General features: G+C 64.4%; 26 protein-coding genes. 5 read left to right on the top strand and 21 right to left on the bottom strand.

The window, feature by feature from the left end; all coding sequences use genetic code 11:
* Positions 1 to 172: 172 nt before the first annotated feature.
* Positions 173 to 1,621 carry a DHH family phosphoesterase gene (locus DWB23_RS10825; protein WP_121742805.1) on the top strand — a complete coding sequence of 483 codons (1,449 nt, stop codon included), beginning with the start codon at positions 173 to 175 and terminating at the stop codon, positions 1,619 to 1,621.
* A gap of 119 nt (positions 1,622 to 1,740) precedes the next feature.
* Here DWB23_RS10825 and DWB23_RS10820 read toward each other — a convergent pair whose 3' ends face one another.
* The 4 genes from DWB23_RS10820 to DWB23_RS10805 form a co-directional block, all read right to left on the bottom strand.
* Positions 1,741 to 2,034, bottom strand: coding sequence for a PRC-barrel domain-containing protein (locus tag DWB23_RS10820; protein ID WP_121742804.1), 294 nt, complete (start codon positions 2,032 to 2,034; stop codon positions 1,741 to 1,743).
* Positions 2,035 to 2,136: 102 nt separating this feature from the next.
* Positions 2,137 to 2,973 (bottom strand): helix-turn-helix transcriptional regulator, encoded by an 837-nt coding sequence (locus DWB23_RS10815; RefSeq protein WP_162989796.1) that lies wholly within the window; start codon positions 2,971 to 2,973, stop codon positions 2,137 to 2,139.
* A 478-nt stretch (positions 2,974 to 3,451) separates the two neighbouring features.
* Complete coding sequence (locus tag DWB23_RS10810) at positions 3,452 to 4,639, bottom strand: phosphotransacetylase family protein (protein ID WP_121742802.1); 1,188 nt, start codon at positions 4,637 to 4,639, stop codon at positions 3,452 to 3,454.
* A complete protein-coding gene (locus tag DWB23_RS10805) occupies positions 4,636 to 6,732 on the bottom strand; it encodes an acetate--CoA ligase family protein (protein WP_121742801.1) in 2,097 nt (698 codons plus the stop codon). The genes DWB23_RS10810 and DWB23_RS10805 overlap by 4 nt, the downstream gene beginning before the upstream one ends.
* A gap of 349 nt (positions 6,733 to 7,081) precedes the next feature.
* On the opposite strand from DWB23_RS10805, the gene DWB23_RS10800 reads away from it, so the two are divergent.
* The gene (locus DWB23_RS10800) at positions 7,082 to 7,381 is read left to right on the top strand and encodes a hypothetical protein (RefSeq protein WP_238717388.1); all 300 of its coding nucleotides are present in this window, start codon (positions 7,082 to 7,084) and stop codon (positions 7,379 to 7,381) included.
* A 7-nt stretch (positions 7,382 to 7,388) separates the two neighbouring features.
* Here DWB23_RS10800 and DWB23_RS10795 read toward each other — a convergent pair whose 3' ends face one another.
* The 7 genes from DWB23_RS10795 to DWB23_RS10765 form a co-directional block, all read right to left on the bottom strand.
* Positions 7,389 to 8,405, bottom strand: a complete 1,017-nt coding sequence (locus DWB23_RS10795; RefSeq protein WP_121742799.1) for a metal ABC transporter permease — start codon at positions 8,403 to 8,405, stop codon at positions 7,389 to 7,391.
* Entirely contained in the window at positions 8,405 to 9,142 is a 738-nt protein-coding gene (locus tag DWB23_RS10790; RefSeq protein ID WP_121742798.1) for a metal ABC transporter ATP-binding protein, read from the bottom strand. The genes DWB23_RS10795 and DWB23_RS10790 overlap by 1 nt, the downstream gene beginning before the upstream one ends.
* Positions 9,139 to 10,215 carry a metal ABC transporter substrate-binding protein gene (locus DWB23_RS10785; RefSeq protein WP_121742797.1) on the bottom strand — a complete coding sequence of 359 codons (1,077 nt, stop codon included), beginning with the start codon at positions 10,213 to 10,215 and terminating at the stop codon, positions 9,139 to 9,141. The genes DWB23_RS10790 and DWB23_RS10785 overlap by 4 nt, the downstream gene beginning before the upstream one ends.
* Positions 10,216 to 10,357: 142 nt before the next feature.
* The gene (locus DWB23_RS10780; RefSeq protein WP_121742796.1) at positions 10,358 to 10,834 is read right to left on the bottom strand and encodes a YbaK/EbsC family protein; all 477 of its coding nucleotides are present in this window, start codon (positions 10,832 to 10,834) and stop codon (positions 10,358 to 10,360) included.
* 113 nt (positions 10,835 to 10,947) lie between these two features.
* Complete coding sequence (locus tag DWB23_RS10775) at positions 10,948 to 11,370, bottom strand: hypothetical protein (protein WP_121742795.1); 423 nt, start codon at positions 11,368 to 11,370, stop codon at positions 10,948 to 10,950.
* Positions 11,371 to 11,459: 89 nt separating this feature from the next.
* On the bottom strand, positions 11,460 to 12,617 hold the full coding sequence (locus tag DWB23_RS10770; protein ID WP_121742794.1) for a YihY/virulence factor BrkB family protein: 1,158 nt from the start codon (positions 12,615 to 12,617) through the stop codon (positions 11,460 to 11,462).
* A 76-nt stretch (positions 12,618 to 12,693) separates the two neighbouring features.
* On the bottom strand, positions 12,694 to 13,695 hold the full coding sequence (locus DWB23_RS10765) for a carbohydrate kinase family protein (RefSeq protein ID WP_121743083.1): 1,002 nt from the start codon (positions 13,693 to 13,695) through the stop codon (positions 12,694 to 12,696).
* 114 nt (positions 13,696 to 13,809) lie between these two features.
* Between DWB23_RS10765 and DWB23_RS10760 the strand changes: the two genes are divergently transcribed.
* On the top strand, positions 13,810 to 14,961 hold the full coding sequence (locus DWB23_RS10760) for a hypothetical protein (protein WP_121742793.1): 1,152 nt from the start codon (positions 13,810 to 13,812) through the stop codon (positions 14,959 to 14,961).
* Positions 14,962 to 14,981: 20 nt separating this feature from the next.
* On the opposite strand, the gene DWB23_RS10755 is transcribed toward DWB23_RS10760, so the two are convergent.
* A complete protein-coding gene (locus tag DWB23_RS10755; protein WP_121742792.1) occupies positions 14,982 to 16,451 on the bottom strand; it encodes an aldehyde dehydrogenase family protein in 1,470 nt (489 codons plus the stop codon).
* 206 nt (positions 16,452 to 16,657) lie between these two features.
* Here DWB23_RS10755 and dpsA point away from each other — a divergent pair, with 206 nt between their 5' ends.
* Positions 16,658 to 17,203, top strand: a complete 546-nt coding sequence (dpsA, locus tag DWB23_RS10750; RefSeq protein ID WP_121742791.1) for a DNA starvation/stationary phase protection protein DpsA — start codon at positions 16,658 to 16,660, stop codon at positions 17,201 to 17,203.
* 219 nt (positions 17,204 to 17,422) lie between these two features.
* Here dpsA and DWB23_RS23005 read toward each other — a convergent pair whose 3' ends face one another.
* The 5 genes from DWB23_RS23005 to DWB23_RS10730 form a co-directional block, all read right to left on the bottom strand.
* A complete protein-coding gene (locus DWB23_RS23005; RefSeq protein ID WP_162989795.1) occupies positions 17,423 to 17,590 on the bottom strand; it encodes a hypothetical protein in 168 nt (55 codons plus the stop codon).
* A gap of 316 nt (positions 17,591 to 17,906) precedes the next feature.
* Positions 17,907 to 18,293 carry a hypothetical protein gene (locus DWB23_RS10745; RefSeq protein WP_121742790.1) on the bottom strand — a complete coding sequence of 129 codons (387 nt, stop codon included), beginning with the start codon at positions 18,291 to 18,293 and terminating at the stop codon, positions 17,907 to 17,909.
* A 123-nt stretch (positions 18,294 to 18,416) separates the two neighbouring features.
* Positions 18,417 to 19,409 (bottom strand): phosphoribosylformylglycinamidine cyclo-ligase, encoded by a 993-nt coding sequence (gene purM / locus DWB23_RS10740; protein ID WP_121742789.1) that lies wholly within the window; start codon positions 19,407 to 19,409, stop codon positions 18,417 to 18,419.
* Positions 19,410 to 19,608: 199 nt separating this feature from the next.
* Positions 19,609 to 20,247, bottom strand: a complete 639-nt coding sequence (locus DWB23_RS10735) for a zinc metalloprotease (protein WP_121742788.1) — start codon at positions 20,245 to 20,247, stop codon at positions 19,609 to 19,611.
* Entirely contained in the window at positions 20,244 to 22,016 is a 1,773-nt protein-coding gene (locus tag DWB23_RS10730; protein ID WP_121742787.1) for a TraB/GumN family protein, read from the bottom strand. Before DWB23_RS10730 ends, DWB23_RS10735 begins: the two co-directional genes overlap by 4 nt.
* Before the next feature lie 248 nt (positions 22,017 to 22,264).
* Here DWB23_RS10730 and DWB23_RS10725 point away from each other — a divergent pair, with 248 nt between their 5' ends.
* Complete coding sequence (locus DWB23_RS10725) at positions 22,265 to 22,711, top strand: acyl-CoA thioesterase (protein WP_121742786.1); 447 nt, start codon at positions 22,265 to 22,267, stop codon at positions 22,709 to 22,711.
* Positions 22,712 to 22,726: 15 nt separating this feature from the next.
* Here the strand turns inward: DWB23_RS10725 and DWB23_RS10720 are convergent, their stop codons facing one another.
* The 4 genes from DWB23_RS10720 to DWB23_RS10705 all read right to left on the bottom strand — a co-directional run bounded on the left by DWB23_RS10720 (position 22,727) and on the right by DWB23_RS10705 (position 25,559).
* Entirely contained in the window at positions 22,727 to 23,779 is a 1,053-nt protein-coding gene (locus DWB23_RS10720) for a S66 family peptidase (RefSeq protein ID WP_121742785.1), read from the bottom strand.
* A gap of 116 nt (positions 23,780 to 23,895) precedes the next feature.
* Positions 23,896 to 24,132 carry a hypothetical protein gene (locus tag DWB23_RS10715; RefSeq protein WP_162989794.1) on the bottom strand — a complete coding sequence of 79 codons (237 nt, stop codon included), beginning with the start codon at positions 24,130 to 24,132 and terminating at the stop codon, positions 23,896 to 23,898.
* Positions 24,133 to 24,264: 132 nt separating this feature from the next.
* A complete protein-coding gene (locus DWB23_RS10710; protein ID WP_121742784.1) occupies positions 24,265 to 25,044 on the bottom strand; it encodes an HAD-IIA family hydrolase in 780 nt (259 codons plus the stop codon).
* A 116-nt stretch (positions 25,045 to 25,160) separates the two neighbouring features.
* Positions 25,161 to 25,559 carry an SHOCT domain-containing protein gene (locus DWB23_RS10705; RefSeq protein WP_121742783.1) on the bottom strand — a complete coding sequence of 133 codons (399 nt, stop codon included), beginning with the start codon at positions 25,557 to 25,559 and terminating at the stop codon, positions 25,161 to 25,163.
* Positions 25,560 to 25,661: the final 102 nt, after the last annotated feature.

The following is a 25,661-nucleotide window of genomic DNA, read 5'->3' as shown; positions in this document are numbered from 1 at the left end:
GTACCTGCGACTTTTCGATGAACGGTCAAATACGTTTCCCTTGGCCGGCGTCGTGACAGCGACGGTCATACCTCCGTCGTCTCACAGATCGACACCTCCACCGAGCGGATGGTCTTTCGAAACGTTCCAATCTTCGGGAGCGTTAAGTGTGGTCGGTCCGACCACACAGTCAATGAGTACGGGAGTTACTATCTCGTCGATCTCTGACTACGCTATTCTGGGTTGTGGGAGCGTCGGCTACGCCGTTGCGGAGGAACTCGTTGAACAGGGCAAGGACGTGTTGATCATCGACCGCGATGAGAGCCGCGTCGAGTCGCTTCGCGACCAGGACCTCGACGCCCGCACCTCCGATATCCGCGAACCCAAGGCCGCGGAACTCGTCGCCGACCGCGACGTCGTCCTCATCCTGGCCTCGGACGTCGAATCCAACAAGCAGGCCGTCGAACACATTCGGGCCGTCGACGACACCCAGTTCGTCGTCGCCCGCGCGAGCGACCCCGTCTCCGGGGACGAACTCGAGGCACTCGGCGCGGATATCGTCATCAATCCGTCGTCGGTGATCGCCGAATCCGCACTCCGCGCGCTCGAGTCGGGCGAGCTCGAGTACAACGCGGGGAAACTCGCCCAACTGTTAGAGGAGACGTCCGAACGTCTGGCGATCGTCACCCAGGACAGTCCCGACCCGGACTCGATCGCCAGCGCGGCGGCGCTGCAGGCCATCGCCGAGCATCTCGGCATCGAGTCGGATATCATCTATCTCGGCGACGTGGGCCACCAGGAAAACCGCGCGTTCGTCAACCTGCTGGGAATCGATCTGGTCCAGTGGGACGAGATTGACGATTTCTCGGTGTACGACACGGTCGCGCTGGTCGATCACGCGACGTCGGGCGAGATGGATCTCCCGGTCGACATCATCGTCGACCACCACGAACCCGAGGTGGAGTACGAACCCGAGTTCGTCGACATCCGCCCCAACATGTCGTCGACGTCGACGATCATGACGAAGTACATCCAGGAGTTCGATATGAACGTCTCCGAGGAAGTGGCAACCGCACTCCTCTACGGTATACGGGCTGAGACGCTGGATTTCAAACGCGATACTACCCCCGCAGATCTCACCGCCGCGGCGTATCTCTACCCGTTCGCGAACCACGACACCTTAGAGCAGGTCGAGTCGCCGTCGATGTCCCCCGAGACGCTGGACGTCCTCGCCGAGGCCATCGCCAACCGCGACGTTCAGGGGAGTCACCTTGTCTCCAACGCCGGGTTCGTCCGCGACCGCGAGGCGCTGACGCAGGCCGCGAGCCATCTGCTGAACCTCGAGGGCGTCACCACGACCGCGGTCTTCGGAATCGCCGACGAAACCATCTTCCTCGCCGGTCGCTCGAAGGACATCCGTATCAACATCGGGAAAGTGCTCGAGGACGCCTACGGCGAGATGGGCGAAACGGCGGGCCACTCGACGCAGGCCAGCGCGGAGATTCCGCTGGGCATTTTCACCGGCATCGAAATCTCGGAGGATACGCGGGATACGCTGCTCGACCTCACCGAAGAGGCGGTCAAACGGACGCTGTTCGACGCGATGGGCGTCGACGGGAGCGAAGGCTCGAACGGGAACTAACGGACTGATTCTGTGATGGGGCGAGTTGGCTCATGGCCTCGTCAGTAGACAGGCGTGACTGTTCTGTGGGCGGTTCTCACAGGCCGGCGTCGACAGCGACGGAAAATTCGCCGGGTCGCTCAGGCGACGAGTTCGTCTTCTTCTTCGTCGGGTTGCCGGACGCGTTCGACGACGTCGTTGATCAGAATCACGTCACCGACGGCGCGAACCCACCGGTAGGGAACGATGACGCCTTGACCGCCGCGCGCGGCGTCGGTAAACAGTTCGGAGTTCAGGCTACCGAGTGCGAGTCCGGTCACGGCTTCACTATCGACGTTCAGGCGCAGATCTTCGACTTCGCCGACGAAGACGCCGTTGTTCGAGTACACCTCGCGTCCAACGAGGGAGGTAATCTCTTGGGGAGTGTCGTCCATGACTGGACCCATGCGTGGTGGACTCTTAATTCTTGGTCAGACGTGATAGGTATCGGATCCCTACCTGTCCGAGTTCGGAACGCAAACCCGAACTCAGCGGTCTCAAAGCGTAGAGAGCGGCTCCGAGTCGACCCAGACATCAGCCAGCGTCTCGGTCGCCCACTCGAGCGCGTCGGAATCGTCGGTCACGAGCAGTCCACGGATCCCGGTTTCGTCGCAGACGACCAGTGCGGTGATCGGCCCGCTACCGATGTCGAGGTCCACTTCGCGGGACACGTCGCGGCCATCGCGTTCGAGGACGAGCAGTCCGTAGGGGAGGGGCGCGGTCGTCTCGCAGAGCGTCAGCCGTCCGGTCTCGAGCGCGGCTGCGGTCGGCTCCCGAAACGTCGTGAGCAGGGTTTCGACGGTATCGTGCGGTACCGCAATCGCCAGTTCGATACGCTCGTCGCTCTCGGGACCGCTCGAGAGCGCGTCCTGAACGGCCGCGATGACTTCCTCGTTGAGCCCCGGCGCGACGCCGCGAAGGTGGGTTCCGGTCTCGAGCAACGCTCGAAACGCCTCCCGCGGTTCGATCGGTGGGATCGGTCCCGACGTCGACTTCGTCCGCGAGCGATCGCCGAGAACGACGGTCGCACCCACGAACAAACTGGGATCGATCGCTGTATCGTCCGGAATCGACCGGAGGATGTCGCGCGCGGCGACGATAGTCTCGAGTTGCTGGAGCAACCGTTCGAACTCCGCCAGTGCGAGGGTGCCAGTCAGCGTCAATCGATAGCGCCCATCGACCTGTTCGACGAGTCCGTCGCGCTGGAGCGCCGACAGCCACCTGTGAATCGTCGACCGGGACGTCTCGAGATCGGTCGCGAGTTCGTCGGACCGAGCCGGTTGCTCCGAGAGTCGCTGCAGCAGCGTCTCGTGGCGCATTACTGCCTCGAACACTGACAGTTTTCCCCCATGACAAAGGCGTACGGGCTACAGCACAAATAGACTGTTCACTGAACCGACAGGGTCGCCTCATTCAGACGGTGTGGCGGATTCGTTCTCCGGCGTTTCGAGAGCAGCGAAACCAGCGGTCACCGATACGCCGTCTCGGACCGAACCGACAGCCATCAGCCGTGCCAATTCGTCTCGTTACCAATAGAGTATATAAATATGAGAAAATTTTATTAGTTACTATTCATCTTTTGGGACGGACCGCGACGGGTGAGGATATCCCCCAGTACGACCGAAGTACTGTTGCCGGACGCCTCTGACAACCGGCACGTCTCGGGGTGCGTACCCCGCCCGGAGTACCCCCCGTGATTGCGATACTGTCGGCTGTCCGTCGATGCAGTGGACCCGCTGGACGGTCTCGGCGACTCCTCCGATCGGTGGCAGCCGACGGTGTACGTCGGCCCGCCGATTTTCCGTCGGGCCGTTACTCCCGACTGTTGGCGTCCAGAATCGACTCGAGAGCGACGTGGTCGGTCAACAGCGCCTCCATTCGATCGACGGTCTCCGCATCGCGAGTTCGCCCGCTCCGGACGACGTCTTCGGCCCGCTCGACGGTGGTGAGCGTATCCGTCTGCACCGAGAGGATCGGGACGCCCTTTTCCGCCGCCTGTCCGATGATCGTCCCCGACGGCCGGTGGCCCCCCGTCAGAATGAGACACCGAACGCCGGGTGCCTCGAGTGCGGCGGTGTGAATCTCGGCCCGATCGCCGCCCGTGATCACGGCCGCGTCTTTCGTCCGCCGGAAGTGACGAAGCGCGCTGTCGGCACCCATCGCGCCGACGCTAAACCGCTCGACGTAGGCGTCGCTTCCGTCCTCTACGAGCATCGATGCGCCGAGTTCCGTCGCGAGATCCGCGACCGTTACGCCCGAGAGCGGTCGCTCGCTCGGCACCACGCCGGCGACGGCTATTCCCCGTCCCTCGAGGAAGGGGACGACGTCGGTCTCGAGGGGATCGTACGCCGCGTCCGCGACATCGTTGAAGATGACGCCGGCGAGGCGGTCGCCGAACGTCTCGGACGCGGCGAGAACCTCGTCGACGTCGCCGGGGATATTGTAGGGTGCGACGAGCACCACGCGAGCATCGAGGAGTTCGGCGATATCGGCGTCGGTAAGTTCGACGATCCCGCCGATGTCGTACTCGCCGCCGCCCTCGAGAATCATGCGGTCGTGGCCGTCCGCGAGCGTTTCGAAAGCTTCGACCACGCGCTCGCGGAGTTCGTCGGGATCCTCGCGTCCGCGGATCGCCTGCTCGACGAACGTCGGCGAGTAGACGACGGGTTCCAGGTCGTGCAGCTCCGCCTCGAGGCCGAGCAACTCGCGGGCGAGCAGCGGGTCCTCGTCCAGGGTCTTGCCGACGTTGCTCTGCAGGCTGGTGCCCTTGGGTTTCATGTAGCCGACGCTGTCGCCCCCGCGCTCGGCGAGGCGGGCAAGTGCCAGCGCGATGGCCGTCTTGCCGGTGGACTCCTCGAGCGAACTGACGAGAATGGTGTCGATCTCGTCGCCGCGTTTCGGGTCGATTTCGTCGTCAGTTCTGGCGTCTCCGTTCGAGTCGATTTCGGTGGTGCTGGTGTCGGTCTCGCTGTCGGTTTCCGTGGGTTCGGTGTCGGTCATAGTTCCTCCGTGTCGACGGTCAGTCGCAGATCGATCGCCTGTACGCCATCGGGGCCGGCCACGAGCGGGTTGATATCGAGTTCGAGGATCGCCGGGAAATCCGTTACCAGCTGCGAGAGTCGCTGGATCGTCTCGATGACACCCTCGATATCCGCGGGCTCACGCCCTCGAGCGCCGCGCAACAGCGGCGCGGCCCGAATCTCGTCGACCATCCCGCGGGCCTCGTCCTCGCCGATCGGCGCGACGCGAACCGAGGTGTCCTCGAGGATTTCGACGAAAATTCCGCCGAGGCCGAACAGCAACAGCGGGCCGAACTGCGGATCGCGGTTCATCCCGACAATCGTCTCGGTGGCCACCTCGAGGTCGACCATCTCCTGGATCTGGACGCCGAGGATCGTCGCGTCGGGCTGGTAGTTGTGCGCTCGAGCGACGAGGTCCTCGTAGGCGTCGTAAACGTCCTCCTCTGCGACGCCGACCTTGACGCCGCCGATGTCCGATTTGTGCGAAATGTCGGGGCTGACGATCTTCATGACGACGTCGCCCTCGATCCCCTCGGCCACCTCGCGTCCGCGATCCGGATCGTCGACGATCTCGCCCGCGGGTGTCGGGATGCCGTAGGCCTCGAGCAGGTCCATCGACTCGACGCCCAGGCGGTTGTCGTCGCGGCGGGTCGCCCGCGCTACGATCTCCCGGGCGCGTTCGCGGTCGACGTCGAACGCGGTTGGATCGTCGACCGTTCGTTCACGAATTTCCCGGTACCGGGCGAGCGCGTCGAGCCCCGCTACCGCCCGCGCGGGATCGAAGTAGTTCGGAATCCCGAACTCCCGCAGGACCTCCTCGGCGGCGCGCGCCCGCTGGCCCCCCATCAGGCTGGTGACGACGGGTTTGTCGTGGGCTTCGCGCTTCTCGATGACGGTCTCGGCGAGTTCGTCGTACTGGAGGACGGCCGTCGGCGCACTGACGACGACTGCGCTGCCGACGTTCGGGTCCTCGAGGGCGATCTCGAGCGCTTCGCCGAAGCGCTCCACGTCGGCGTCCCCGATGGCGTCGATCGGGTTGTAGACGTTCGCCTCCTCGGGCATCGCCTCGGTCAACGCGTCGATCGTTCCGTCGGTGAAGTCGGCCATCCGGAGTCGGGAGTCGCCGACGGCGTCGGTGGTCAACACCCCGGGGCCGCCGGCGTTCGTGACCACGGCGACGCCGTCGCGGTCGGGAGCCGGCAGCCCCGAGAGCGCTCGCGCGTAGTCGAACAGCTCCTGGACGGAGTTCGCACGTATCACGCCGGCCTGCTCGAGGCCCGTCTCGTAGGCTCGTTCGCTGCCGGCGATCGCGCCGGTGTGCGAGGAGGCCGCCTGCGCCCCGGCGTCGGTGCGGCCCGCTTTGACGAGGACGATCGGCGTGTCGTCGGTGACCCCGCGGGCCGTCTCGATGAACTCGTTGCCGTCGTCTATTCCCTCGAGGTAGCCGATGATGACGTCGGTGTCGGGATCGTCGCCCCACTCCCGGACGAAGTCGGTCTCGTCGAGTACGGTCTTGTTACCCAGCGAGACGACGTCCTGAAAGCCGATCCCCTGTTCGTTCGCCCAGTCGAGGACGGCGGTGATGAACGCCCCCGACTGACTCATAAAGGAGATCGATCCCTCGGTGGCGTCCTCGGGTCCGAAGGTGGCGTTCATGTCGATCGGCGTGGACATGATCCCGAGACTGTTGGGGCCGACGACGTTGAGATCGTACTCGTCGGCGATCTCGCGCAACCGTCGCTCGCGTTCGGCACCCTCGCCGCCGGTCTCCGAGAAGCCGGCGGTGATGACGACGACGTTTTGAATCCCGCCGTCCGCGATATCGCGGATCGCCTCGAGCACGATATCGGGCGGGACGACGACCACCGCCAGATCGATCGGCGGCGCGCTCGACACGTCCGGATAACACTCGAGCCCGAGCACCTCGTCGCGAGATGGGTTGATCGGTACGACTTCCCCCTGAAACTCGCCACGGAGGTTCTCGAAGATTGCGCGGCCGACGGCGCCCTCGCGGTCGGTTGCACCGACCACGGCGACGGTCTCGGGATCGAAGAGTGCGGATAACCGTCCCATCGCTCGAGCGTTGGCGGAGTAGCGGGTTAAGGATGTGGCATGGTTCCGCTGTCGGGACTGTCGACTTTCAGTTCGTCGACAGAGGCCAGTTTCCAACTGTAGATCGGTCAGCCGGAATGTACAACTACTAGTCCAGATCGAGTTACACATTCAATGACTTTATCGGATTGTCATTGGTAAGTACAGACGCACTATGTATCGTCCCCCTCCGCGTACTATCGCTGTCGCCACTGCGCTGTTAGGAACTATCAGTCTGGTAACCGCAGCACTGTATTTCACTACGATCCCCGAAAACCCGCGCGGTGACGGGTTCGCGGCGGGTCTCATCGGCCTCTTCGTGATCCTGTATGTGGTCATGGGTGTCCTCGCGCTCGTGGAGGCAGGGCTCCTGATCCTCGTCAATTCACTCTGGGATCCCGCAGAATGGTCGCGACGGTTACTCACGGCGGGGGCCGTCGCCGGTGGCCTCTCTATCGTCCTGTTGGTCGTCCCCATGCTGGTAGCGCAGGTGTTCGAGGGGCTGCTTCCTGGTCTTATCACGACAGGGTCCGGCATCGGGCTCTTGCTTGTCCCGATCGGCATCATCTGCTCTGGGCTCGGTGCTGTCGTCCACCTCGTCGACGGATTCCGCACCGAAACCCGCACGTGACGAACCCTCAGTGCGTCGAAATCGCCGCCGTCGAACGACTCGAGACGGCGATCGCGAGCAGGTAGGAGGCGATCGCGACGATGACGATGGAGCCGCCGGTCGGCAGCCCCTGTGAGATCGAGACCGCGAAGCCGCCGACGATCGCGAGTTGACCGAACAGGATCGAGCAAAACAGCGTTTCGCGGAAGCTCCGTGCGATCTGCGTGGCGGCCGCGACCGGGACGACGAGCATCGCGGCGACGAGGATCACGCCGAGGATCTGCATCGCGCCGACGACGACGACGGCCGTCATCACGATCAACAGGGTGTTGTACCAGGTCACGTTGAGTCGGGCGACGCGAGCGGCCTGTTCGTCGAACGTGATGAACAGCAGCTGTTTGTACGTCGCGACCACGACGGCGACGACGAGGACGCTGAGGGCCGCCATCAGCCGCGCGCCGCCAGGCGTGACGACGGAGATGCTCCCGAAGAGGTAATCTTCGATGTTGATCCCGGTCATGCCGCGGCCGTAGCTGATGATGAGCGTCCCGACGGCGAAGCTACCGGTCAGCATGATCGCGATCGGAACGTCGCCGTAGGTGTCCGTTCGCTCGGCCAGCCACTGGACGCCCAGCGCGCCGAGGATTCCGACGACCAGCGCCGCCAGCAACAGCGAGATACCCCAACTGGTCGTCGCGCTGAACAGCAGCCCGATCGCGACGCCGGCGAAGGCCGTGTGGGCCAGCGTCTCACCGATCAGCGCCATCTCGCGGTGGACGAGATAGGTGCCGACCAGCGGGGCGACGATCCCGATCAGGACGCCCGTCGCGATCGATCGCCACATGAACGGGTGGTAGAAGACGTTCGTTCCGAGGTAGTGGTCCAGCCACCAGCCGGCGATCCGCGCCTGATCGTAGAGTTCGCCGACGTAGGGGTAGGTCCGCAGCGCGTCGACGGCGAGCAACCCGACCGCTACGACCGCGAGGACACCGATCAGACTGATGCCGACGTGCTCGAGCCGTCGGCGCGTAGGCTGCTCGTTCATCAGTGGTGGTGGTGGACGACCTGCCCCGTCGCGCCGTAGGCTTCGGTGAGCGCGTCGCTCTCGACGAACGATTCCGTGTCGCCGTGGTGGTAGAGGTCGGTGTTGATGCAGGCGATTCGTTCGGCCCGGTCCGTGACGACGCCGATGTCGTGTTCGATGAGGATAATCGTGATCCCGGCGTCGTTGAGCGACTCGAGGAGCTGGTAAAACGCGTCTCGAGACTCGGCGTCGACGCCGACGGTCGGCTCGTCGAGCGCGAGCAGGTCTGCCTCGGAGGCGAGCGCCCGCGCGATGTACGCCCGCTGGCGCTGGCCGCCGGAGAGCTGGTTGATCCGCCGGTCGGCGAGGTCGCTAATGCCGACCGTTTCGAGGGCGTCGTCGACGGCCTCGCGGTCCTCGTCCGCGAGTCGTCCGAAGCCCGCGTGGGCGAATCGGCCCATGGTCACGGCCTCGCGGACGGTGACCGGCATCGTCCCGCCGCGGCTCGTTGCCTTCTGGGAAACGTACCCGATTCGCTCGCCGTCGTCGAAGCTGTCGACCGGCTGGTCGAATAGCTCGACGGTCCCGCTGTCGGGCTCGAGTAGCCCGAGCATGCAGTGCAAGAGGGTGGTCTTTCCCGAACCGTTCGGGCCGATCAGTCCGAGAAAGTCCCCTTCCTCGACGTCCAGTGAGACGTCGCGGACGGCCGGCTGGTCACCGTAGGAAAACGTCACGTGTTCGAGGCTAACGGCGGTCACTGTGTACCTAATGCTTCTCTGAACGCGGGGATGTTTATTTCTTCCATTTGCTCGCGGTAGCCCCAGCCCTCTTCCTGCCAGCTCTCGAGGGTGCCCGCCGCGGGCGAAACGGCTACCGCGTCGGTCGCATCGCTGCCCCCGAGGATCGTGTCGACGAGCGGCGGGACCTCGCCCTCGGGGGCGTCGAACGCGTCGTAGAGGATCGTGTCGATTCCCTCCTCGTCGATGAGATCGATCGTATCCGAGATGTCCCCGTGGCTCGGTTCTTCCTGCGGAGAGACCCCGATCGGCGTGTGGAGTTCGAATCCGTAGCGCTCCTCGAGGTACGTAAAGGAGTCGTGACCGGCGAGGACGGCAACGTGGCGGTCGGCCTCGGCGATCAGCTCCTCGAACTGACCGTCGAGTTCCTCGAGGTGGGTCGCGTACTCGGCGGCGTTGTCCTCGAACGTTTCGGCGTTGTCCGGATCGGCGTCGGCGAGTCCGTCGACGATATTGTCGATGACGTCCTGGGCGAGCACCGGATCGAGCCAGACGTGGGGGTCGTTCGACGATCGATCGTGATCGTGATCCTCGTGGCTATCGTTTTCGTGGTCGTGATCCTCGTGATCGCCCTCGTGGCTGTCGTTTTCGTCATCCTCGTGATCGTGGTCACCGTGGTCCTCGTGATCACCGTTATCGACCTCGTGACCCCAGTCGAGAAGCTGATCGTCGAGTCCGTCGAGAGCGTCGATCACCGCAACCGTGTCGTAGTCGTCCTCGAGCGTCGCGGCGACGTCTTGCGCCCACGAGAACTCGGGCGTGTCGAGGTAGACGAACGCGCCGGTGTCGGCGATGTCGCGGGTGAGATCGCCGCTCGGCTGCCAGCCGTGACCCGCCTCACCGGTTCCGACCGGATTCTCGAAGTCGATCGCGTCGCCGCTGACCTGCTGGGACCAGTCCCAGAGCGTAAAGAAGGCCGCGTACCCCGAGTCGAACTCGCCGTTGCGTCCGACATCGTCGAGGCAGCCAGCGAAAACACTCGTCGCAAGAATTCCTGCGCCCCCCTGCAGCAGCGACCGTCGTGTCGAATTCATACCCGGAAATGCGCCCCCGCGAATAAAAGCATTATTATCCAGAACACCATTGTTATTAACTCGAGTTAGCTATTGGGTCCTCTGTTAGTAACACGAGGCGGTACCAAGAAACGACATGCGGTCGGGGGTCGCTATACGACCGTTACTCGGCGACGGACGCGGGTTCCCCGTCGGCGTACGTGCGGAGCTCCGCCGGATCGATGGGAAACACCGCCTCCGGCGTCCCTGCCGCCGCCCAGACGGTCTCGTACTCGAGGAGCGTCTCGTCGACGACGACCGGGACGGTCCGGTCGTGGCAAAACGGCGGGACGCCGCCGATCGACCAGCCGATCTCGTCGGCGATCCGATCGGGGTCGGCCATCGAGACGTCCGCCGGTTCGGTCCCGAACTCCGCACCCAGCGCCGACTCGCTCACCCGGTTTGCACCGCTCGTAACCGACACCACGAGCGAGCCGTCGATATCGAAGACGAGCGAACTGGCGATCTGACCGACGTCGCAGCCGACCGCGTCCGCCGCGTCCGCCGCCGTCTTCGTTCCTTCGGAAAACTCCTCGACGGCGGGATCGAAGCCGTACTCCTCGCGAGCGCGTTCGGCGAACACCGTTGCACGTGGATGCATCGGACTTCCGTTTCGATTGCGCGCGCAAAAGTATACCGCTGGCGCTTGGCGCACCTGTTCGGAAGATTCGTCGGCCGCTCGAGAACTCGTCGTGCTGACGGCCGGCGGGACGGTCACTCGAGCGAGACCTCGAGTCGAACGCCATCCCGGCGACAGTAGGCCGGGTGGTTCCCCGGATCGGCGTCGTGAACGACGTCGAACACGTCGAACCGCACTACCAGCCGCCCCGACTCGATCGTCGCCCGCAAGATCGGGCCACGATTCGTGACGACGACGTACGGCGGCGCTGGAACCGGCTGTGCCCGCAACGTAGCCCCCGTTGCCTCGACGGCGTCGGCGAGCACCACCGGGAGTTGCTCGAGCAGTCCGTTCGCCTCGAGAAGCGATCGGAGTCCGTCGGCGACCGCGTTCCGATCGGTCGTCCGGGCGGTATCCCAGGGTTCGGCCACCCGGTCCGCACAGTGGTCGACTCCCTCGATGATCGTGGGGTGCTCGTCCAGAATCCGACGTCGAGCGTCTCGAACGGGGTACGACACGGCCGAGAGTGCGAGCGGGAGTTACTAAGGTGTCTCGACTTCGCCTACGGTAGCGCTATCGCGATCGATCACGGCCCGCTGTACCGTCACTACTGCTGTCGACGTTTGACCGTCCCGACGTTCAGCGACTGCACGTGATCCAGTGCCGTCCGAACCGTCCGTCGCCACCTCGGCTCCGTTCGCTGCCGGTCCTCGAGTTCGCGTTGCAACCGTTCGTTCTCGGCCTCGAGATTTCGGGTGGTCGCCTCGAGACTGTTCACCCGGTCTTCCAGCCGGTATCGGCGTTTGCGCTGGGCCGCCAGGTCGGTTCGAAGCTGGTTTCGCTCCCGCTCGAGGGCGGTGGCGCGGTCGGCGAGGCGCTCGCGTTCGCGCTGGTCGTCGTCCACGAAGGGGGCGCGATCCGTTTCGGCGATCGACTCCTCGGTGAGGGCGTCCTCGTCGGTCTCACCCTCGTCGGCTTCGGGCTCGAGATAGCCGGTACCGATCGCGTTGACGACGGCTCCGGAGAGGAGGATCAGTCCGCCGAAGTACAGCCACGTCAACAGGAGGAGGATCGCACCGACCGCCCCTCCCCCGGAGTCGGCGGCGAGCGAGACGTACACCCGAAAGAGCGACTGCAGCGCCGTCCAGCCGACGGCCGCGACGACGACGCCGGGGATGACCTCACGACGGGAAACGTCGACGTCGGGAAAGTAGTAGTACATCGGATAGAACGCGAGACCGAGGATGACCACGAGCAGGAGCGACTGCAACACCCCGAATCCGGGAATCGACGGCAGGAAGGCGAACACGATACCGATGCCGGCCGCCGCGATCAGCGACCCGCCGATCGCGGCGAAGACGAGGAGCGCGTCGCGCAGTTGCTCGACGAACGAGTTCTCTTCCGCCGAGTCGTAGATCTCCGAGAACGCCGTGTCGAGTCCTCTGAAGATCTTCAGCGACCCCCACAGGAGGACGACAAGCCCGATCACCGACGATCCCGCCGTGGCGGGCGAATCCTCGAGGGACTCTTCGACCAACAGCTGGCCGCTCTCGGGGAGAAAGCCCTCGGTCGTCGTGGTGACCTGGGTCGCGAACTGTTCGTCGCCAGCGATGGTGACGAGGAAGAACACGAGGACGAGCAGCGGGATCAACGAGATGAACGCCTGGTACGCGATGCTCGCGGCCATGAACGGGACGTTCTTCGCCTGGATTCCGTTGACGACCGCCTTTCCGAACGAGAGGCCGTCCCGGAGATCGGTAGACATACGCAAACCAAGGGGGCTGAACGCTGTTAGCTGGTCGGCTTGCAACCCCCGTGTGGGTTTCCGTCACCGGTCGTCGCTACGATACCGGCCCGTCTTCGAGCACCGATTTCACCGATCCCCGGGCCGGCAGCGCCGCCATCGCTCCGTTCTCGGTGGTCGCCGTCGCGGCGACCGCGTTCGCGAACTCGAGGACGTCCTCGAGCGAGGAGCCGTCGCGCAACGCGGCGATCGAACCGGCGACGAACGCGTCACCCGCGCCCGTCGTATCGACGACGTCGACGTCGAACCCCGCGTGGGAAACCGAGGCTACGGCCGGTTTTGCGGACCACGGCGCGTCCGCGGCGGCGACCGCGATGGCACCGTCGCTTCCACGGGTGACGAAAACGGTGTGCGGACCGTTTCCGCGTTCGAGAACGGCTCGAGCGATCGATTCCGGTTTCGACGTCGACTCCGCCGTCGCGCCTCCGAATCCGATCGCCTCGAGTTCCTCGACGGTCGCCTTACAGACGTCGACGTGTCCGAGCGCCTCGCGACCGACGCGCGCAAACATTGCCTCGTCGGCCCAGAGTTCCGGTCTGTAATTCGGGTCGAACGAGGTCGTACAGCCCGCGTCGGCAGCGCGCTCGAGGAGATCGAGCGTCGCGTCGCGGGACGATCCGTCCGCGAGGGTGACGCCGCCGACGTGAACCCACTCGAGGGCCTCGAGCGTCGCGTCGTCGATTCGACCGGGCTCGAGTCGCGTGTCCGCGGTGTCGTCGCGATAGAACGTGAACTCGCGGTCGCCGGATTCGTCGTGGGTGACGAACGCGAGCGTCGTCTTCGCTTCGGCGTCGCGCTCGATGAAACGGTCCGGGAGCCACGCGTCATCGAGCGTGGTCTCGAGGAACCGGCCGAACGGATCAGCACCGACGCGGGTCCAGAACAGCGGCGTGCGCTCGAGGCGTGCGAGCGCGACGGCGACGTTCGCCGGCGCGCCGCCGGGTCGGCGGGAAAAGCCCGGCACGTCCTCGAGCGCGCCCGCTCGGTCGGGCAAGAAATCGATCAGCGTCTCGCCGGCGACGAGGACGTTTCGGGACATATCTCCGTTTTCCACGTCCACGAGGGTAGTCCGTTCGGTATTCGTTCACGATTCGTCGTCGCTAACAGACCATCAGAACAGTCAAATAGTATCTTTTTCAAAATATCAGCGATCATGACAAAACTCTCTCGACGGAAACTGCTCGTAACGGGTACGACCGGGCTCATCGTCGGCGGGGTCGGCTGTTTGAACGGGGACTCCGCGTCGGACGAGAGCGAACCCGATGATTCGGGGAACCGAAACGGCGGCGGAGAGTCCCTCGCGCCGCTCGCACGATGGATCTCGACCACGGCGGGATTGCGGCTGTTCTTTCTGTACACTGATCTCGAGACAGTTCGGACTCACGAAGCCGAACTCCCCGCCGAGACGGTCGACGAAATCTCGTTCGCGCCACACGGTGCGGGCGGCCGCGTCGTCGGCCGCATGGAAACGGAGCCGACATTCGAGTACGTCCTCGAGTTCGGTCCGTCGGGCGACGGCGGCCACTACGTGATGGGCGGCGAGTTCGACCTCGCCGGACTCGACCTCGGCGACCCTGTCGAGACGGTCGGTGAGTTCGAACACTTCGAGGGTGCGAGAGCCTCGATTGCCGCCTCGAGCGATACGCTAGTCGTTGTCGATCCCGACATCGGCGACATCGACGACGTACTGGCAGCGGGACTCGACGGGACGGATCGACGGGTGGACGGTAACGGGTCGTTCGGAACGGTGCTCGAGCACGTCGGTGACGGGACGCTCGCGTTCGGAATCGCTCCCGAATCCGCGGACGAAACCGCCGTGGGGCAATCGTGGTTGGTCGCCGCCGAGACGGCGACCTACACACGCGTCATGCTTGGCATAGACACATCCGGCGTGGGCGATGACCAATTGAAGTCACAGCTTGCTGACACCCAACCGTTCGATAGGCTCGACGAATTCTCGCTCGACATCGAGAGCGACACCGTCGCCGCGACTGGAACCCTTTCGACGAGCGACTTCCGATACACCGACTCCGTCTCGAAACGCCAGGCCGGGACCAGCAAACCGGTCCACGCGAACGTCTCGGTCGACGTCGAGACGGCAACGCAGTCGGTCACCGTCGAACTGACGTCGATCGGGGCCGGCCACGTCGAGGTCCGCGACAGTAGCGGGACGCGGGCGACGTTGACTCAGCAAGGCGAGGAAGCGACGCTCGAGTACGAAGTCGACGAATCAGAGACGGTTTCAGTGGTCGTTGTCGGCGGCGATGCGGAGTCAGTACTCCTGTCCGAACCGGTCGAGTTCTGACGGGGCGGCGGATCGTGGGCCTATAGAATGATGCTCTTCTCGCGCATCATCGCGTGGATGGAGGCGTCGAGGCCCTCGCGACCGATTCCCGAATCCTTGTTGCCGCCGAACGGAATGTCGCCGAGACCGTGGCTCGGCGCGCCGTTGATTCGAACCGCGCCGGCGTCGACGCGGTTCGCCACGTTCATCGCACGGTTGTGATCGCTCGTGAAGACGGCGGCGTCCAGCGCGAGATCGGAGCTGTTGGCGATATCGATGGCCTCATCTTCGTCCGCGAAGGTGGTGACGACGGCGACGGGTCCGAACTGCTCTTCGTCGACGATGCGGGCGTCGCGGGGGACGTTCGCGAGCAGCGTCGGTTCGAAGAACTGGTTTCCGAGTTCCTCGGGAACGCCCTCGGGTGCGCGGCGCTCGCCACCGCGCACGAGGTCGGCCCCCTTCTCCACGGCGTCCTCGACGAGTTCCTCGACCCAGTCGGCCTGATCTTCGCTGATGAGCGGCCCGAAGGCGGTGTTCTCGTCGAAGAGGTCGCCGGCTTGCCAGGCGTCCATCTGGCCGTCGATCAGATCCACGAGGTCGTCGTGGACCGATTCGTGGGCGAGGACGCGCGAGACGGCCGAACAGCGCTGGCCGGCGTACTTGAACGAGCCCTTGGCGCAGTTGCCCGCGACGTCGGTGAGGTCGGCGTCATCGAAGACGATCGCCGGCGCGTTGCCGCCAAGTTCCATGTGCAGGTTGACCATGCCGCTCTCGCGGGCGACGTGCTTGCCCGCACCCGAGGAGCCGGTCATCGCGATGGCGTTGACGCGGTCGTCGCCCGACAGGACGTCGCCGATCTCGCTCGCTTCGCCAGGGACGAAGTTGAACGCGCCGTCCGGAATGCCGTCGACGTCGGCGATGACGTCCGCCAGGATCGCCGCCGAGATTGGCGTCTTGCTCGCGGGCTTGAGCAGTACGCTGTTCCCCGCGGCGAGTGCAGGGGCAACCTGTAATGCCGTCGTGGCCAGCGGGTAATTGTACGGCGTGATACAGAGCACCGCACCGATCGGTTCGTGTTTGACGATCGCCTGCCAGCCCTCGTGGCCTTCCGTCGAGCCCTCGCGGTACTCGCCCTTGCTGACGATGTTGCGGGCCTCCTCGGCCGCGCGATCGAAGCGCTCCGCGGCCTGGCCGACCTCGCCGCGGGCCGACGAGATCGGTTTGCCGGCTTCGCGGACGATGACCTCCGTGAGTTCTTCCTCGCGCTCGCGAAGCCCGTCAGCGATCGTCTCGCACCACTTCGCTCGTTCGACGACCGTCGTCTCCCGCAGGTCGGGTTTGATTTCGTGGGCCGCCTCGAGCGCGGTGTGCGCTACGGCCGGATCCGCCGCGGCGACCTGCGCGAAGGTGCCGCCGTCAGCGAGATCCGAGACCGAAATGACGTCCTCCGTCTCGAGCCATTCCCCGTCGGCGTAGATCCGCTCTCTCCGCTGTGCGACTCTGGTTGCCATACGTACTCTTTCGTCGCCTACACTAAAAATGTTTACTCACTCTCGAAAAAACAACAGTTTGGTGGATGTCACCATTTGTCAATCGGTAGTACATGGCACCCCACAAATATAATAGCCAGATATACGAACAATAGTTTCGGTTCGCCTAAAGAAAGTTAACTCATGGGAAGACTTTAAGTGGGACGCGCGTGTATCTGTGATGTACGATGAGCACTCAAAAGACCGTCCGCCAACAGGCCGATGAGGTCGAGGGGAACGAACTTCGACTCGAGCAAGAGAAGGCCGGACAGATCGTCGACGCGCTGAACACGGAGCTGGCGAACGCGTACGTGCTGTACCATCAGCTCAAAAAGCACCACTGGGTCGTCGAGGGCGCGGAGTTCCTGCCGCTCCACGAGTTCCTCGAGGAAGCCTACGAACACGTCGAGGAAGGCGCAGACCACGTCGCCGAGCGTGCGCAGGCGCTTGGCGGGGTTCCCGTCTCCGGCCCGACGAACCTAGAGAACCGCGCGACCGTCGAGTTCGAGGGTGAGGACGTCTACGACGCCCGAACGATGTTCCAGAACGACCTCGAGATGTACGGCGACATCATCGAGTCGATGCGCGACAGCATCGAACTCGCGGAGAACCTGGGCGATCCCGCCACCTCAGAAATCCTGCGCGAGATCCTCGTCACGCTCGAGGAAGACGGCCACCACTTCGAACACTACCTCGAGGACGATACGCTGGTGCTCGAGGAAGCGACGAAGTAAGTCGGTATCGAATGAGGCGGTCGATTTTTTGCGGTGACGCGGTGTCCCGGTATCGCCCTGCGAACTCGTCGAAAAGAACGGAGTAGCTGTGCGTCGGGGACGCTCACCGCGGCTATCGCCCGAAACGAAAATAGCGAAGCGCAACCGCAAAACGCAGCCGACGTAGACGAACGCGTCGTCGCGAGACCCGCCAGTTCCGATCGCCGATGGGCCGCGTGCTCAGCGCTCGAGATCGATGGCGAAATCGGTCGCGATCCAGCCGTCGGTGTTGTCGTGTTCGGTAAAGACGATCTTGCCGGGGCGGGTCTCGTGACTGGTCACGACCGCCGCCGGCTCCTCGAATGTCTCGTCGGAATCGGGATCCTCCCGTTGGGCGGGTACGTCCATCAGGTGAAGTTAGGTAGGCCTAAATCTAAAAAGGTTTTGGTCGGCCTAAGTTTCTACGCCCGGAACGTATCACTCGTCTGTATGGTTTCTACTGCCGGATCCCAGGCAGTATGGCCACTATCATCATAGCGACTCCCCAACAGGGATCGTCGGTAGCGTCCGTGCAGCCTGCTCGAGGCTGTATCCGCGGCTACTGCGTTCGACGTAGAGCCGCTCGAGATAGCGTTCGGACGACACCGCCGCACGATCCGCCGACGCTCTCGAGGGCGTCCGGTTCGTCGCCTACAGCGACGACGGCCGACCGGTTCGCGTTCCGTCACTCGACGGTGACTCGTGCCGAGCCACCGGTCACCGTCACCTGATAGTAGCCGTCGGTCGGGATTTCGATGTCGAACGTCTCCTCGCCCTCGACGGTTTCGTCGAGGACGGGTCCGGAGTACGCCCTCGCCCCGTTCTCCTCGTCCTCCTCGTTTTCGGCGGTCGTTTCGAGGTCGTAGGTGATCCCGACCTCGACTTCGTCTCCGTCTTCGACGGTCACGGTCACCTCGAGTTCGTCGCCCTCATCGGCCTCGAAGGATTCCTTGTCCTCGTCCTCGAGTTCCGCGGTTAGTTCCTCGCTGTCTCCGAAGCCTCCGAACGCACAGCCTGCGAGCGAGGCCGTTGCGGTCGTCGCTGCGACGGTCACGAAGCGCCTTCGATTCATAGGCCGGAGTTCAACAACGATGTTGTTAACAGTATGGACACTATTCACTGACCGTGTTTTACCAGCTCACTACAAAAAGCGGCGGTCGCTTCCGGACGGCCGTGGCGAATCGTCACCGGCAATTTACTCGAGCGAGAGGCCGCGAATCTCCACGCTCTCGCCGTCTTCCACGCGACCGATCACCCGCCCGTCGGTCTCGGCGACTACCGCGTCGGCCGTCGCTTCGGGGACGGCGACGACGAAGCCGGTGCCCATGTTGAACGTGCGGTGCATCTCCTCGTCGGTCACGTTCCCTTCTCGCTGGATGAACTCGAAGACCGGCTGGGCCGGGAACGGATCCTCGATCACGTACTCGCGCTCGCCCATCCGGAGCAGGTTCGTCCAGCCGCCGCCCGTAACGTGGGCCGCGGCGCGAACGCCGTGCTCGCGCATCGACTCGAGCAGGTCGGTGTAGATCTCGGTCGGTCGGAGCAGTTCCTCGCCGATCGTTCGCTCCGGGTTCGGCGGGAACTCGTCGGTGTAGTCGTGCTCGCGCGTCACCGCCTCGCGGGCGAGCGTCAGTCCGTTCGAATGGACGCCGTTCGAAGCGAAACCGACGAGCACGTCGCCGACCCGAGCCTCGCCCTCGAGCACCTCGTCTTTCCCGGCCAGGCCGGCGCAGGTACCGGCGAGATCGAACCCGTTGACGACCTCGGGCATGACCGCGGTCTCGCCGCCGAGGAGGGTCATGCCGGACTTCTCGAGGCCGACCGCGAGCCCTTCGCCGATCTCGTTGGTGAGGTCGTCGCTCGGCTCGTCGACGGCGAGGTAGTCGACGAACGCGACGGGTTCGACGCCCGCGGCGACGAGGTCGTTGACGTTCATCGCGATGCAGTCGATGCCGATCGTCGAGAAGTCCGCGATCGCTTCCGCGACGAGGAGTTTCGTGCCGACGCCGTCGGTCGCCAGCGCGAGGTAGCGGTCGCCGATGTCGAGTAAGCCGGCGTACTCGGTCGTCAGGTCGCTGCCGAAGGCCTCGAGCAGCGCCGCCGTGGCGTCCTCGCTGGCCTCGATGTCGACCCCGGTATCGGCGTACGTGAGTCGCTCTTCGGTCCCGTCGCCCGCTGAATCGGTCATATCCCAACGACCTCCCGGAGCGAGCAAAAGGTCACCGGTCCCGGAGCGATTGCGTCCGGCCTAGACTTCGCTCACTCGGGGGACAAAGTGAGAGATCACATTGCAGCCATCTAGTGTTCGTTCTGAGATAAAAATCGGCAGTCCTCATTTCCCTACCGACAGCTCTCGGGCGAGAAATAGCGGCGGTGAAATCGAGGTACTAGGACAGACCGATGCCGAACAGCGAGTAGAATCCGATAGCCAGGAGTACACTCGCGCCGAATACGACCGCGAAGACGGGTTTGCTCCACTGGAGGACCGACTTTCCGTCGAGGGGGCCGAACGGAATCATGTTGAACGCGGCGAGGAACAGATTGATCAGGACGCCGAGATGGCCGATCGTCCCGAGGATGCCGGGGAACACCATGAGCGGGAAAAAGAGCACCGCGAGCAGGAGGTTCGTAACCGGTCCGGCGAGCGCGATGTGGCCGTTTTCCTGTTTCGTGATCCGACCCCGATGGTAGACGGCTCCCGGTGCAGCGAAGAGGAAGCCGACGAGCGCGCTCATGATCGCGAGGAACAGCATCTGGTAGTCCGCGCGGAACTCGGCGATCTGGCCGTACTCGATCGCGACGACCTTGTGGGCGAGTTCGTGCAACAGGAACGCGACGCCGACGGTGACGAAACTCAACCCGACCGCCAGCACGAACGTGATCGGATCCGTCCGTCCGAGGTGAATCGGTGCCAGCAGTAAGGCGAACGCGACCGAGAGCGTGATCCACGCCAGCGCGAGATCGAACAGTTCCTTGTCGCTGAAGCTCAACTCCGTTTCCGACCGCTGGCGTGTTCGAACGCTCATGCGAAGTACCCTCGAATCAGCTCGAGCGTGTTTTCGGCCCCGGTGAGGAGTTCGCCGAACAGCGCGTCGACGCCGCCGATCTCGGGTGCCAGCCACGGCAGTACCACGATCGGGAACAACAGGGTGGCGATCAGGCTTCCGATGTTGGTCAACGCCACGATCATGATGAGCCGGAACAGCGGGACGTCGAACATCTCGGCGAGAGCCTCACCCATCGGCCGCTCGGTGTCGCCGACGATCTCGTTGAGCGTCTGAATGTCCCGGACGTTGACGGCCCGGTGTTTGAGTTCGACGTAGCCGGCGAACCAGCCGGGGGCCAACAGCGGGTTGATGCTCGTCAGCCACGCGACCGCGCCGCCGACGCCGGCGCTGGTCCAGCGTGCGCCGGCGAGGCGGGCGAGCGTGAACGCGAAAAAGCCGTTGAACAGGAACCACGCGGCGAACAACTGGAGCAAGAAGGTGTCTTGTACGCCGGCCATAACCAACAGGAAGAAAAAGCCGACGAAGCCGATCATGATCAGGTAGCCGATGATCTTCACGGGGGAGAACCGACGCGTGGAGGCGGCTCCCGACAGGGACTCGAGGGAGGGAATTCCCGCCGGGTTCGCCAGGTGACGCTCGATCCCGGCCTTGTGTCCGGCACCGACGACGGCGACGACGTCGTAGCCCTGTTCGCGGAGTTCGTGGAGGTTGTGTGCGATGTACGAGTCGCGCTCGTCGATCAGGGCGTTCGCACCGCGCGGGCTGAATCGGCGGAACTCCTCCATCATCGCGGCGACGACGTCACCGTCGGTCATCTGCTCGATATCGATCTCGTCGATATCCTCGACGTCGCCGTTGGCGGTCTCGAGGAGGAGCCCGAATACGGCACCGAGAGCGACGCCGATGCCGAGGCCGGCGAGGATCCCGACCGTCCCGCGGATCGCGTAGACGCCGGCGCTCTCGAAGGTGTCGGCCGAGAGCGGTCCGACGAACGTCTCGGTCGCGACGAGGGCGAGACAGGCGGCGACCCCGAGCACGAGCCCTGCGAGTATCCGCAGCGAAAAGCCACTGAGCAGCCCGTCGGCCGATTCTCCGGCCGACTCGAGCGAGGGGAGCAAGAGCAGGCCGATGAGCGCACCGCCGATGGCACCGCCCATGCCCGCACCGACGTACTGGAACGTCGTCGGGTCGCTGATACCGAGCGAGAGCAGGTCTCCGAGTCCCAACAGCGGCGCGAGAAACGCGGCGAACAGCAGCCCGGCGAAGATCCCGGCAACGGCACCGAACGCGAGACCGATGGTCCGGGGGTCGGTAACGCCGAGGGCGAGTCCGCCGACCATTTTCAACTTCTCGGTAAAGGATAATCGCTGCCAGAACCGCTGAATCGTCACTTGAATGTCTCGGTCGACGAGCGCGACGCCGCTTCCGTTCCGTTCGGCGGCCTCGATGGCGGCGCGCATGTCCGCTCCGGGTTCGATATCGAAGCGGTCGCCGAGTCTCGACTGGACGTAAGAGAGCATCCAGTAGGCCAGAAACTGAAAAACGGTGTTCCCCGAGAGGAGGTCTTCCGCCTCGATATCCTCGGGCGTCCCGCCCTGCATCTGGTTGTATCGGCCCTCGTCGAGTTCGACGGCGACGATGTCAGGGTCCTCGCGATCGATCGTTTCGTGCACGTCGTCGACGCTCGCGTGCGAGACGTGTGCAGTCCCGAGCACGTGAACGGACCCCGCTCCGTCCGTTGGCGGCTTCGGGGGCTCCGGCACATCGGCGTCGCCTGCATCGCTCATTAGCGAATCAACTCGGTCGGGACTTTTACCAGTATCGAAGCCCGAAGAAATAACAATACGGCCGCGTTCCCGCTGTATATATACATGTCGCTCGCAGTCGCGTCGCTCCGACTCGAGCGAGCCGACGAGAAGTGTCCTTCCGATCGTCACGCCGTCGGTTACTCTCGGCCGCCTCCGGTTCCGGAGAGCGCCGAAATCGTCCGACGAATCCACTACACTGACTTACCGCCGACGGTATAGCACGACCGATGACTGATCTCATGGAAACGCTGATCGAGAACCGCGAGATGGTCCAGCCGAACCACGCAAACATGCTCGAGAGCGCCCACGGCGGAAACGTCATGAAGTGGATGGACGAGGTCGGTGCGATGTCCGCGATGCGGTTTTCCGGGCAAACCTGCGTCACCGCCCGCGTCGACCAGATGAACTTCGAACGACCGATTCCGGTCGGCGACACGGCCTACATTACGGCCTACGTGTACGATTCGGGCACCTCGAGCGTCCGGGTTCGATTGGTCACCGAACGCGAGGACCTGCGGACGCGAGAGCGCGAGAAGACAACCGAATCGTACTTCGTCTACGTCGCGATCGACGAGGACAACAGCCCGACGACGGTTCCCGAGTTGACCGTCAGCAGCAAGGAGGGCGAGCAGCTTCGAGCGCGTGCGCTCGAGGGAGAGAACGGAAACTGCTGACCAGCGAAGGGACTATCACTCGAATCGGATCGTCTCGCTTCCGGGGTCGATTGTGACGCGGCTTCCGATCGGAATCGGCGTCGTCGGCCACGTGTGTCCGAAGTCGACGTCGAAGACGATCGGTGCCTCTGGATTGTATCCGTTGAAGACGCTCGATATCGCCTCGCGCTGTCGTTCTCGATACCGTTCGCGCTGCTCCGGTGGGGTGTCTTCCAGGTGCGACCGCGCCGCCGGCCGGCCGACCAGGACGCCGTCGAAGCGCTCGAGGAGTCGCCGTTCCCCCAGCGCTCGAAGTACACCCGCGACCCAGGTGGGGGCCGGCAGCTCTTCCGACGTCTCGATCGCGAGGATCGCCCCCTCGAGGTCGTCTTCGTCGGGCAGGAATCGATCCGTAAGCAGACGCTGGTCGAGGCTCTCGAGACAGCCGCCCCAGACGCGTCCCTCGACGACGTCGTCACCGCCGGCCCACGTCCAGCCCGGGTTCGGTTCGGTCTCGCGTGGCTTCTCGAGCGACGTGGGATCGGCCCACTCGCCGGGCTCGTCGGTGAACTCGGCGGCCGGCTCGAGGCGGCCGAACGACTCCTCGAAGAACGCGCGACTGGTGTCGTCGATCGTGTGGTCGAAGAGCGACCCGTCCATCCCGAGTTCGACCATCACGGTCGGCCCGTAGTAGGAGACGATCCCGAGGTTCCACAGGAAGAGCGCGAGTTGCGTGTTGTCGCTGTAGCCGTAGAACCGGGTCGGGTTCTCCCGAAGCACGTCGGGATCGAGGTGCTCGAGGATCCGAATCTGATCGTTGCCGCCGATAACGCTGATGACGCCGCGGATATCGGGGTCGGCGAACGCGTTCATCACGTCCCGTGCGCGTTCCTCGGGGTGGTCGGCGAGGTACTCGCTCCCCTTCTGCGCGGTCGGGTACTCGACCGGTTCGAGATCGAACACCGACCGGAGGCGTTCCAGTCCGAGGTCGTACACGTGTGGGAACTCCGGCGCGGGGTTCGATGACGGAGCGACGACGGCGACCCGGTCACCGGGCTCGAGCGCGGGCGGGGTGACGAACTCGGTCATACGTCAATAAAATCACCAATCCCGTAACTCTCTTGCGGTGGAGCGCCGCCGCTTGTCGACGGAACCGATCCGAGAAACGAGTTCGGCGAAGAGCGCTGCTGGTCCGAAACTGCCGTTCAGTTCGGTTCGTCGTCGCTATTTGACAGCGGGTTGAACTCGGTCTCCGTGGCCTCCTCGAAGAAGGAACTCGCGGTGTCACGTGTGTCCGCAGCCGTCGCACCGATCAGCGCGCCGACTGCACCGCCGGTGCTCGCGGCATTCCGACCGAAGACGGCACCGACTGCGGCTCCGAGCGCTGCACCCATCGCGGCGTACCGTGACCGACACATGACGCGTTTGATTCGTGCTTTCATAGTAAGAACACAGTGACGGTCGCTGATAAGTATGTCTCTTGCATGTACAGTTTACAGCGCGAAGCGCCTGCAGAATAGTCGCGGGATAGTCCGCACCGGAACTGGCTGGATACGATTCGGGTGGGTCTCGGCCTACAGGATCGTCTCGATATCAGCGAGCGACTCGAGGACGTAGTCAGGTTGAACCTCCGCACCGTCGATATCGTCCCGATCCGTGATGCCGGTGAGCACGAGCGCGGTCGTCATGCCGGCCCGTTTCCCCAGCGCGATGTCGGTGTTGAGGCGGTCGCCGACGACGAGCGTTCGTTCGGGATCGCTCTCGAGGCGGTTCATCGCCGCCGCCGCGGCGACCGCAGAGGGTTTGCCGAGGATCGCGTCCGGCTCGCGGTCGGCGACGGCCTCCATCGCGGCGAGGATCGCTCCGGAGCCGGGGATCCGCCCGTCGTCGATCGGAATCGTCGTGTCGGGGTCGGTCCCGTAGAACGGAACTCCGTCCTCGAGCGCTCGCAGTGACTCCCAGAGCGTGCCGTAGGAGAAGGTCTCGTCGAACGAGCCGAGAACCACATCAGCGCTGTCGGGATCGTCCGTCAACTCGACGCTCGCGTCTTCGAGGATCGCCTCGAGTCGCTCGCTCCCGACGAGGTACACCCGCTCGTCGGGGTGGGTCGTCGCGAGATACGCCGCCGAAACCGTCGCCGAGGTGAGCACGGTCTCGGGATCGACGTCGATCCCGTGCGGTTCGAGTTGCTCGCCGTAGTGATCGCTGCCGCGCGTCGGATTGTTCGAGAACAGGAGTCGAGCGATGCCGGCGTCCTCGAGCGTCGAGAGCCCGTCGGTCACGTTCGGGAGCAACGCTTCGCCTCGAACGATGGTGCCGTCCACGTCGAGGATCGCCGCCTCGTAGTCGGTCATCGCTTACGGCTACGGCCGACCGACGATTGAGTGTTGGGATCGGTGCGACGGCAGTAGGGCGATCGGGTGTGCTGGTCCGCGACCGGGGCGCGGTGGAGTCGAGCGCGGCGGCTCGGTCACTCCGAGCGCTCGAGTTCGAGTTCCGCCGTGTCGATTCCCGCGGCGTCGGCTTGCTCGTTGGATTCGATCAGCCGCTCGAGTTTCGCTTCGAACTCGGCGTCGGAGAGTTCGCCGGCCGCGTAGCGCTCTTGCAGTTTCGTGACGGCATCGTGCGCGGTAGCCGCCTGATCGACCGTTTCCCCGGTGCTGGCCGCTTCGCCGTCGCCACTCCCCTCGGTACGCTGCGTGAGGTGCCAGATGAGAAACGTACTCACCACGAACAGCGCGGTGATCGCGACCGCGTACAGCGGCCCGGCTAACACTAATGCGGCGATGATCAGCACATCGGCGAGGACGAACTTGATCGCGAAGATCTCCGTGAGGGAGTAGCTCCTCCCACCGCTCTCACTGCCCATAGGTGCCTGTTGGACCGTGGTGGAAATAATTGTAGGGATCGGCTCTGAGCGAACCGCTCGCTGGGGCCTGCGGGTGCCGCCGCTCGGGCGGACGCGAGGTGG

It is taken from the genome of Natronorubrum halophilum (genome assembly GCF_003670115.1).
GTDB classification, from domain to species: domain Archaea; phylum Halobacteriota; class Halobacteria; order Halobacteriales; family Natrialbaceae; genus Natronorubrum; species Natronorubrum halophilum.
The sequence above is the reverse complement of the archived record's forward strand: the minus strand, read 5'-3'. Positions and strand labels throughout refer to the sequence as shown.